Genomic DNA, 10,798 nt, shown 5'->3' with positions numbered 1-10,798 from the left:
TATAGTTGCCAGCGCCATACGCTGAGAGGAACTGTGAGAAGTGCGGCCAAACCCTGTCGTCCCCCGAAGCGAACTGCACGGCCCTGCGGTGGAGCGCGACAGCTCGAAGGGTCTGCCCGGCCTCATCAGGGCCACCACCCTCAGCCACCCTGATGCCGTCGCGGTCAGCGATGCCACGGGTGAACTGACCTACCTCGAGCTGGAGGTGTGGTCCGACGCCGTGGCACGGAAGCTGCGCGAGACTGCACCGGGCAAGCCGGTGGCCGTCGCGATTCCTCGCAGTGTCGGTCTGCTGGTCGCCTTGCTCGGCACGGTGAAAGCGGGCCTGCCCTATCTGCCGATCGATCCCGACGATCCGGCCGAGCGGCTCGGCCGGATACTGGACACCGCCGGCAGCAGCACGGGCCTCGGGAACGTCGGCACTTTCCGGGTTCTGGCGGACCACGGGCTCACCGCCCTCGATGTCGAGGCGCTGCGACCCGTGACAGCGGATGCCGATCCCGACCCGCTTCCCGAGGTGGCCGGCGACCATCCCGTCTACGTCCTGTTCACTTCCGGCTCCACGGGGGAGCCCAAGGGCGTCCTGTTGCCCAACGAGGCTCTGTGCAACCGGTTGTTGTGGATGCGCGACACCTATCGGGTGGGGCCGCAGGACCGGATCCTGCAGAAGACCCCGGTCACCTTCGACGTGTCCGGCTGGGAGCTGTGGCTGCCGCTGATCTCGGGGGCCACCTGTGTGTTCCTTCCGCCGGAGGAACATCGCGACCCGGTGTCGGTGGCGCGGGCGATCGTGGAGCAGTGGATCACCGTCTGCCACTTCGTGCCGTCCATGCTCCGTGAGTTCCTCCGGTGGCCCGACGCCAAGGGGTGTACGTCACTGCGACACGTGTTCTGCAGCGGGGAGCGGCTTCCGGTAGAGGTTGCGAGGGAGTTCGTCAGCACCCTGCCGGCCACCCTGCACAACCTGTACGGTCCCACCGAGGCGGCGATCGACGTCAGCCACTGGACCTGCCCGGCGGCAGCGGAGAACATCAACGGGGTCTTCATCGGGCGCCCGATCGACAACTGCATGCTGGTCACGCTGGACGAGGACGGAGCGCCGGTCCCGCCGGGCGAGGACGGGGAACTGTACATAGGTGGTGCCCCGTTGGCGTTGGGCTATCTCAACAGGCCGGATCTGACGGCGAAGGCGTTCGTGACCGCTCCGCGGGGCTCGGCGGCGGGAAGGCTGTACCGGACCGGTGACCGGGTGCGGCTGGTCGACGGTGAGCTGGAGTATTTGGGGCGGGCCGACGACCAGGTCAAGATCCTCGGGCAACGGATCGAACCGCAGGAGATCGAGCACCACTTGGCCGAGCACCCTGAACTCAACGGGGCCGTCGTGGTCGCGGCCAAGGTCGCCGCCGACGTGCAACTCGTCGCCTGGGTCCGGCCGGCGGATGCCGAGGGACAAGCAAGCCAGTTGTCCGGGAGGTTGCGCTCGTACCTCGCCGCCAGGCTGCCCGCAGCCTATGTGCCGACGAAGTTCCTGGTCATGGACGAGATTCCGCTGACCAGCAGCGGCAAGCTGCATCGGGCGCTGCTGCGTGAGCGTGCTGAGCAACGGCTGGCCGACGGGCGGTCGGCGTCCGCCACGCCGCGCCAGGCGGATGGTGACCGGTCACTGTTGCGGGAAATCCTGCGAGAGCGGCAACAGCGTGCCGGCGAGCCCGCGGGGGACGCCCCCGGCGGGCCGACAGCGAGTTCCTCACGCTGATGGCCGCCCGACCCTGAGATCCACCGCCGCGTCCGGGCGCGGAGGGCCCGCACGGGAGCCGGGACACCCAGGCCACGCTTCGATCCACGAGGACATGGGGCACCCGACCGCCTTTTCCCGGTCAGAACAACGAGGAATCGCAGTGCCGTGCCGCCCTGGTGCCGCGGCAGGCTGCGGCACCACTTCGAGCTCATAGAAGGAACCACCCTCATGACGAGTGTGTACGATCTTGTCGCCTCGCAGGTCGAGCGCGTCCCCGAAGCGACCGCGGTCATCGTCGGCGATCGCCGCACCAGCTACCGGGAACTGGACCGCATGGCCGCCGGGTTCGCGCGTGGGCTCACCCAACCCCGCGGGGGCCTGGTCGGTGTCTGCCTCGGCCGCGACGAGCGCATGGTGGCCGGGTTGCTGGCGGTGTGGCGGACCGGCTGCGGCTACGTACCGCTCGACCCGGCGATGCCGGTACCGCGCCTTGCCGGGATGGTCCGGCAGGCAGGGGTACGGCAGGTCCTGACCACCCGGGAACTCGCCCCGACCGTCGCCGCGACCGGCGCACAGCCCGTGCTGGTCGACGGCGCGGACGACGACGGCGAGGAGACCCCGTCCAGGGCGGGTGACGGCGTCGCCTACGTCCTGTTCACGTCCGGCTCCACCGGCACCCCCAAGGGCGTGGTGATCGAGCACTCCTCCGTGCTCGCCCTGCTGAAGTGGATGGCCCGGACGATCGACCCCGCACACCTGCGGACCGGCCTGGCGACCGCGTCGCTCTCCTTCGACGCATCGGTCCACCAGATGTTCGGACCGTTGAGCACCGGCGGTTGCGTCGTCCTGGCCGACGACATCCTCGCGCTGCCGTCGCTGCCCGCCCGCGACGAGGTGACCATGATCAGCGCGCCGCCCTCCGCGCTCGCCGCCCTGCTGGAGCGGCCGTTGCCCCGCGGCGTGCGCCGGGTCAACGTCGGAGCCGAGGCGGTCACCCGCCCGCTGGTCGATCGCCTCTACGCACAACCGGGGGTGGAGACGGTCGTCAACCTCTACGGGCCGACCGAGTGCACGGTCTTCTGCGTCACGCACGCCATCGGACGCGACGAGACCGGCGCCCCACCCATCGGGACGGCCGTCGCCGACTGCGAGCTGACCGTCCGCGACGCCGACGACCGGGTGGTGGACGACGGCACGCCCGGCGAGCTGTGGGTGGCGGGACCGCTCGTCGGGCGCGGCTACCTCGGTGCGCCCGAGCTGACGGCCGGGCGATTCGTCGAGGACCCGGCATCTCCCGGCGGCCGTCGCTACCGCACCGGCGACCTCGTCCGCCGCGTGGACGGCCTCCTGCACTACCTCGGCCGCCTGGACGACCAGGTCAAAGTGCGCGGCTTCCGGGTGGAATTCGGCGAGGTCGAGTCCGCCCTGGCCGCGCACCCGGGCGTGCGGCACGCCGTGGCCGTCGCTCCGGCGGACACCGACGGGACGCGCGTGCTGCACGCCTACGCGGAGGCAGCGACGGCCGGCGCCATCCAGCCGCCCGACGAAACCGCACTCCGCGACCACCTGCGTGAGCGGCTGCCCCACTACCTGGTGCCCGCGCGCATCCTGGTGATGGAGAACCTGCCGCGGAACACCAATGGCAAGGTGGACCGGGCCGCGCTGCCCTCCATCCCGTTCGGCAAGGACACCGCCGGCGCCGGCCGGAGCACGTACGAGGAGCCGCGCGACGCCGCCGAGGCGCAGGTGGCCGCCATCATCGCGGACGTCCTGGACCTGCCGCGGGTGGGACGCACCGACCGTTTCGACGACCTAGGCGGCCACTCGCTGTCCGCGGCGCGCGTTGTCGCACGCGTCCGCGTCGAACTCGGCGCAGCCGTAAAGCTCGGAGACTTCCTGGCCGACCCCACCGCCGCGGGCCTCGCCCGCCGTCTCGAGGGCTCCGGGTCCCCGATACCGCCGCCCACCAGGCTCCCGGGCGTCACGAAGGTGCCGCTGACCGACGTGCAGCGCCAACTGTGGACGTCACGCCGGATCAGCGGCTTTCCCGGAGCCACCACCGAGGCGTTCGCGATCGGCATCGCCGGCCGAGTCGGCTCGGCGGCACTGACCGACGCCCTGAATGCCCTCGTCGTACGGCACGAGGCGCTGCGCACCGTGGTGCGCGAGGACGAGTACGGGCTGACGGGCGAGGTGCTCGCGGCGGTTCCGGTGCCGTTCACCGAACACGACGCACGGGACATGACGGAAGCGGAGATCCGTACGGTCGTCGACCGGGCGGCACGGCAGACCTTCGCGTCCGACCAGCACGCACCGCTGCTGCGCGCGGCCCTGCTGCGCACCGCGGAGGACGCGGCGACCCTGGTGATCGCTGTCGATCACCTGGCCTTCGACGGCTGGTCCGGCGGGATCCTCAGGGACGAACTCGCCGCGCACCTCGCCGACGCCGGTGGTCCGATCGCGGAACCCGCCGTGCAACTGGGCGACGTGGCCCGCTGGGAGGAACAGCTGTTCGCCGCCTCCGCCCCGGCCGACCAGGCGTTCTGGACCGAGGAACTGGCGGGCGCACAGCCGCCGTACGGCATGACCCGCACCCCTCGCGGCGGCCTCCCGAAGTACCGGGGGAAGCGGCTGGTCCGCCCGCTGCGCGCGGAGACCGTCGAGGCGGTGCGCCGATTGGGCGCCAGCACCGGGCTGAGCGATTTCGCCGTGCACCTGGCTGCGCTGGACGTGCTGCTCGCCCACTGGACCGGCTCCCGTGACGTCCTGGTCGGGGTCTCGGCGGCACGGCGCGACCTGGTGGAACTGGACCGGGTGGTCGGCCCTCTGATCGCGGTCCTGCCGGTCCGGGTGCGCTGGGAGCCCGAGCAGAGCTTCCGCACGGTGGCCGGACTCGCGGCACGGGCACGCAACCGCACCCTGGCGCATACCGACCTGTCCACGTCCGCCCTGTCGGACGCGGCCCGCGCAGCGGGTGTGGAGCGGCTCGCGGGTGTGCCGCTGACGCCGGTGGCGCTCTCCATGCAGCCGTCGGGGGTACGCGTGTCCGTGCGGGCGGGGGAGACGGAGCTGCGGTCGCTCGGCGAGTTGGACACAGGTGTCTCCCGCTACGAGGCCACCTTCTTCGTCAACGACACCGCCTCGGGCGTCGAAGTGCAACTGTGCTACGACGTGGAGCGCTTCGACGAAGCCGCCGCCGGCGCATTGTTGGACGGCTTCATCCAGGTCCTCACCGAGGGCACCGCCGCGCCCGACCGCGCCTGCTCGGCGATCGCGCTGCCCGCGCCACCGCGGGCGGAAGCCCTGCCACAGCCCGTCACCGAGCGCAAGCGGCTGGAACCCGCGACCGTCGTGGAGCAGTTTCTCGCGGAGACCTGGGAGCGGCTGCTGGCGGTCGAGAACGTGGCCGCCTCCGACTCCCTCTTCGAACTCGGCGGTACCTCACTGACGGCGATCCGCGTGGTCAGGGAGATCTGGGAGGCGCTGGGCGTCGAAGTGGCCGTACACACCATTTTCGAACTCCCCGTCCTGGCCGACCTGGCAGCGGAGGTCGAACGCAGAGCTCTCGCCCTCCTGGACGCGGAAGAGGCCGAAACCGAATGACCGTCACCACCAACTCCTCGACCAGGGACCAGGACCGGTTGCGGGCCCTGCTGGCCGCCCGCGCGGCGGGCCCCCGACGTCCGGCGGAGCGGACCGGCCCGGCGCCGCTCAGCGCCGCTCAGCGGCGCATGTGGTTCGAGTCGCAACTGCAGCCCGACAGCCCCGCCTACCTGGTTCCGGTACTGCTGCGGCTGCGCGGCGCCCTGGACCGCGCGGCGATGCTGGGGGCGGTACGCGACCTTGCCGAACGGCACCAGGTGCTGCGCGGCGTCGTGGACGCCTCAGGACCTCAGCCCGTCATCGTGACCCGGCCGGCCGGGGAAGTCCCGCTGGACACCGTGGACCTCGGCTCGTACGAGGACCCGCGGGCCGAACTGGACCGGCGGGTGCGCGAACATGTGCGCCGCCCCATCGCGGTGGAGCGTGAGTGCCCGCTGCGCGTCGCCTACTTCTCTCTGGGCGACGACGACCACGCGCTGCTGCTGGTGATCCATCACATCGCCACCGACGCCTGGTCCACCGGGCTGCTGATGGCCGACCTGGGCGCGCTGTACGGCGCCAGGCTGGGCCTGGGCCCGGTTCCACCGGCGCCCCCGCAGTACGCCGCGACGGTCGAGCCGTTGCCCGAGGAACTGGAGGCCCGCCACCTGGACTGGTGGCAGGAGCGGCTGCGCGACTGCACGGCCGGGCTGGACCTGCCGGCCGACCACCCGCACCGCCCGGTGCCCTCCGACCTCGGCGGCAACGTGCCCCTGGTGTTCTCCGCCGAGGTGACCGCACGGCTGCGGGCTCTGGCCGCCGAGTCGGGCGGCACGCCGTTCATGGTGCTGATCGCCGCCTGGCAGGCGCTGCTTGCGCGCCTCTCCGGCAGCGACGACATCGCCGTGGGCGTGCCGGACGGCGGACGTCGCGTGTCGGGGAGCGACCAGGCCGTGGGCCTGTTCGTCAACACGGTGGTGCTGCGCTGCGATCTGTCCGGTGACCCCACGGGGCGGCAGCTGCTGGAGCGGGTGCGGAGCACCGTTCTGGACGGGCTCAGCCACGCCGACGTGCCCTTCGACCGTGTCGTGGAGCGGGTACGCCCGCAGCGCACCACGGGCGCCAGCCCACTGTTCGACACCATGGCGAACCTCTACCACCGCTCGGACACCTCCGGGTTGTTCGCGGGCCTCGTGGCCGAGTACGCGGAGATCAGCACCGGCTCGGTCAAGGCGGACCTGGCCCTGCAGTGCTTCGAGCGCGAGGACGACGGCACGCTCAGCGGTGTCCTGCAGTTCCGCGCCGATCGGTTCACCCACGACAGCGCGCAGCGCATCGCCGACTGGTACCTGCGCCTGCTGGGCGGTCTGCTGGCCGACCCAGACCTGCCGGTGGGGGCGCTGGCCCTGGCCGAGCCCGGCACGGGGGTGATGCGCGGGCCCGTACGCGACTACCCGCTGGAACGCCCTCTCACGGAACTGGTGGCGGACTGGGCGGAATCCACCCCGGACGCCGTCGCGGTGACGGCGTCCGACGGCGCACTGTCCTACGCGGAGCTGGACCGGCGGGCCAACCGGGTCGCCCACCGGCTGCTCGCCGCCGGGGTGTGCGCCGAGGAGCCGGTGGCGGTGCTGGCCGAGCGGAGCCTGGACCTGGCGGTCGCCCTGCTGGGCGTGCTGAAGGCCGGGGCGGCGTTCGTGCCGCTGGAACCGTCCTACCCGGACGACCGGCTGGCGCGGATCCTGGCGTCGGCCGGCACGGACATCGTACTGGCGCAGCGGGACCTGGCCGGGCGAGTGCGGGCGGAGCAGGTCGCGGTCATCGAGGAGGCGGCCGGCGACAGCGGGTCGCCGGCCATGCCGCCTCCGGTGCGGGTGAACCCGGACCAGCTCGCCTATCTGATCTTCACCTCCGGCTCGACCGGCACACCCAAGGGCGTCGCGGTCGAGCACCGCAGCCTCGTGCATTACCTGCGGGGCGCTCTGGAGCGCATCGGCGGGCACGGGCGGTCCTTCGCTCTGCTGTCCACCGCCGCGGCCGACCTGGGATACCTGTCCTTGTTCGGGGCACTGGTGAGCGGGGGCACGCTGCACCTGGTCGAGCGCGAGACGGCCACGGATCCGGGGCGACTGGCGGAGTACTTCGCCACGCATCCGGTGGACGTCGTCAAGATGGTGCCCAGTCACCTGGAACTGCTGGCCACGCACGGCGACCTGGCAACAGTGCTGCCTCGCCGCACCCTCGTGCTGGCGGGCGAGGCGTGCCCGTGGCACCTTGCCGACCGCGTCCGAGCGGCCCGGCCCGACCTGACCGTGCACAATCACTACGGCCCGACCGAGACCACCGTTTCCGTCCTGGGATGCGACCTGGCAGAGGCCGGAGCACCTGAGGACCGGAGCGGTGCGGTCGCGCCGCTGGGATCGCCCTTCCCCAACGCGGTCTGCTACGTGGTCGACCCGGCCGGCCGGCTGCTGCCGCCCACCGTTCCGGGCGAACTGCTGATCGCCGGCCCCGGAGTCTCCCGCGGGTACCTCAAGAACACCGAGGCCACCCGACGCGCCTTCGTGACGGACCCGTTGGAGGGCACCCGCCGCTGCTACCGCACCGGCGACCGGGTGCGCGTGCGCGCCGACGGCCTGATCGAGTTCCTGGGCCGCCTCGACGATCAGGTCAAGGTCCGCGGCTACCGCGTGGAACTCGGCGAGGTCGCCGCCGCCTGCCGTGCCCTGCCCGAGGTGCGCGAGGCCGTCGTCCTCGCCGTCGGCGAGGCCCACCAGCGGCGGCTCACGGCCTGGCTCGTGCCCTCGGGCGACGAGCCGCTGGACACCAGGGCCGTACGGACCGCGTTGCGCGCCGTGCTGCCCGACCACATGGTCCCGTCGGCGGTGGTCGGCGTGCCGGGCATCCCGCTGACGCCCAACGGCAAGGTGGACCGCGTGGCGCTGCCCCGGCCCGAGGCGCAGGGCCCTGCGGACCGGACGCCCCCGCGCACCGATACCGAGCGCCGCATTACCGCCGTCTGGCAAGAGGTCCTCGAACTCCCCGACGCGGACATCGACATCGACGCGGACTTCTTCGCCCTCGGCGGAGACTCCTTCCGGGCCCTGCGGGCCGCCCGGCTCATCGACCCCACCCTGCGGGTGGTCAATCTGTTCACCCGTCCCACCGTGCGGGAACTGGCGGTCTTCCTGGACCAGCCTGCCGAGATCGACTCCCGGCTGCTGCAGCGGCTGGCGGGTCCCGCGGAGGGCACCACCCCGAGCGTGACGGTGCTCTGCGTGCCCTACGGCGGCGGCTCCGCGGCCTCGTACCAGCCGCTGGCGCAAGAGCTGGCCGTACGACACCCGCAGGCGGAGATCCTCGCCGTGGAGTTGCCCGGGCACGACCCCGCCGGCTCGGACGAGGCCATGCTCACGATGTCCGAGCTGGTCCAGGGCTGCCGCGACGAGCTCGCGCAGCGTGCCGGGGGACCGGTGCTGGTCTACGGGCACTGCGTCGGCACCGCGGCCGCGGTCGCGCTGTCACTGGAGCTGGAAGCGCAGGGCAACGAACTGGCCGGCGTGGTGCTCGGAGCCTCGTTCCCCACCGCCAGGCTGCCTGGCCGGCTGTCCGCGCTGATCCAGCGCTGGTTCCCCAACGACCGCTGGACGTCCGACCGCGCCTACCGCGAAGTACTGCAGGCACTGGGCGGCCAGCTGGAGGAGGAGACCGAGGAGGCGATGATCCGCGCCGTACGGCACGACGTGCGCCAGGCGACCGACTGGTTCAGCTCCCAGCTCGACTCCGCCGAACCCGTGCGGTTGCGGGCGCCGGTCCTGTGCGTCGTCGGAGACCGGGACCGCACCACGGAACTCTTCGAGGAGCGGTACCGGGAGTGGTCCGTCTTCGCCGAGGAAGTCGAACTTGCCCGGATCACCGGAGCCGGCCACTACTTCCTCAAACACCAGGCAGCCGATCTGGCCGAGCTGGTGTCCGGGCGGCTTGCCGGGAACAGCACCTCCGTCCCGGCACCGCTTCGGGACGGGGTATCCGCCGATGCTGATGCCCCTGCCGTAGCCGCCGGTGGCTCTCGCCGTCCGTCGCGTCCGGCCCGCCGGGACCTGCGGGACCTGCGACTGTTCGGGCTGCTGGCGCTGGGCCAGACGGCCTCGATGACCGGCGCCGCACTCACTTCGTTCGGCCTCGGCGTATGGGTCTACCAGCGCACCCACCAGGTCGGCTACTACTCCCTGATCACCATGCTGGCGATGCTGCCCATGTTCTTTGCCGCCCCCGTGGGCGGCGCGGTCACCGACCGGTACGACCGTCGCCGCGTGCTCCTGGGCTGCGCCGCGGTCTACGGCATCACTCTGTCCGGTCTGATTGTTGCGGCGGCCGTCGGGAGTCTGCAGGTGTGGGAGGTCGCCGTCTTCGCCGGACTCACGTCACTGACAGCCGCCTTCCAACGACCCGCCTACCTGGCCTCGGTCGCCCAGTTGGTACCCAAGCCTTACCTGGCACAGGCCAACGGCATCACCCAACTGGGCTCCGCGATCAGCACCCTGATCGCACCGCTGCTCGGCGGCGCCCTGATCAGCCTGACCGGGCTGACCGGCGTGGTGTGCGTCGACTCGGTAGCCGTGCTCGCGGGCGCCGGCGTGCTGCTCCTTGTCCGGTTCCCGGACCGGCTGTTCCGCAAGCGGCGTGAGTCCTTCGCTTCGGCGCTCACGGGCGGCTGGCGCTTCATCGCGCGCCGCCGGCCGATGGTGGCGATGGTGGTCTTCTTCGTCGTCGTCAACTACATCACCGCCACTACGACCGTGCTCACCGCGCCGCTGGTGCTCTCCACGGCCAACGCCGGCGTGCTGGGTCTGGTGATCGCCGCGGGCGCACTGGGCGCGGTGGCAGGCGGCCTCGCCATGGCCTTCTGGGGCGGCACCCGGCGCCGCGCCGACGGCATGATCGGCATGACCATCGGCATGGGGCTGGCGACCGTCCTGATCGGGCTGCGGCCGACACCGCTGCTCATGGGCGTCGGACTCTTCCTGTGGTGGGTCTGCAACGCCATCCTCAACGCGCACTGGCTGGCCATCCTGCAGGCGAAGGTCGGCCTGGACCTGCAGGGCCGCGTCGTGGCCACCAACCAGATGCTGGCGACCGGGATGATGCCGCTCGGCTTCCTGCTCACCCCCCTGCTGTACAACCACGTGTTCGGCCCGATGGTCGCCGGCAGCCACGAGCTCCAGTGGCTCATGGGCGGTACCGGTCAGGGCCGCGGCATGGGTCTGCTCATGGTGGTAGGCGGGCTGCTGTTGACCTGCTGGGGCGTGCTCGGTATGCGCTACCGCCCGCTGCGCCACATCGAGGACAGGCTTCCCGACATTCCCACCGGCAGTGTCATCGCGGCGGACCTCGACGACCTTCAGAACGAGGCGGACGCTCTGCACGAGCAAGCCGCGTCCTGATCTCCACTGGTGACGACGTGGCGACATGAAAAGA

At 71.8% G+C, this 10,798-nt stretch carries 3 protein-coding genes; all 3 read left to right on the top strand.

The features are described 5' to 3' along the window. Positions 1-40: 40 nt before the first annotated feature. The 3 genes from OHB41_RS46580 (at position 41) to OHB41_RS46570 (ending at position 10,764) form a co-directional block, all read left to right on the top strand. Complete coding sequence (locus tag OHB41_RS46580) at positions 41-1,756, top strand: amino acid adenylation domain-containing protein (protein ID WP_266707897.1); 1,716 nt, start codon at positions 41-43, stop codon at positions 1,754-1,756. A gap of 210 nt (positions 1,757-1,966) precedes the next feature. After that, a complete protein-coding gene (locus OHB41_RS46575; RefSeq protein ID WP_266707895.1) occupies positions 1,967-5,341 on the top strand; it encodes a non-ribosomal peptide synthetase in 3,375 nt (1,124 codons plus the stop codon). Further along, positions 5,338-10,764 carry a non-ribosomal peptide synthetase/MFS transporter gene (locus tag OHB41_RS46570; RefSeq protein WP_266707893.1) on the top strand — a complete coding sequence of 1,809 codons (5,427 nt, stop codon included), beginning with the start codon at positions 5,338-5,340 and terminating at the stop codon, positions 10,762-10,764. The genes OHB41_RS46575 and OHB41_RS46570 overlap by 4 nt, the downstream gene beginning before the upstream one ends. Positions 10,765-10,798 lie beyond the last annotated feature (34 nt).

Source organism: Streptomyces sp. NBC_01571, from assembly GCF_026339875.1.
Taxonomy (GTDB): domain Bacteria; phylum Actinomycetota; class Actinomycetes; order Streptomycetales; family Streptomycetaceae; genus Streptomyces.
This window is presented reverse-complemented; position numbering and strand designations above follow the sequence as displayed.

Coding starts and splice junctions, on each gene's coding strand:
- OHB41_RS46575 (WP_266707895.1), top strand. CDS start 1,967: ATGACGAGTGTGTACGATCTTGTCGCCTCGCAGGTCGAGCGCGTCCCC.
- OHB41_RS46570 (WP_266707893.1), top strand. CDS start 5,338: ATGACCGTCACCACCAACTCCTCGACCAGGGACCAGGACCGGTTGCGG.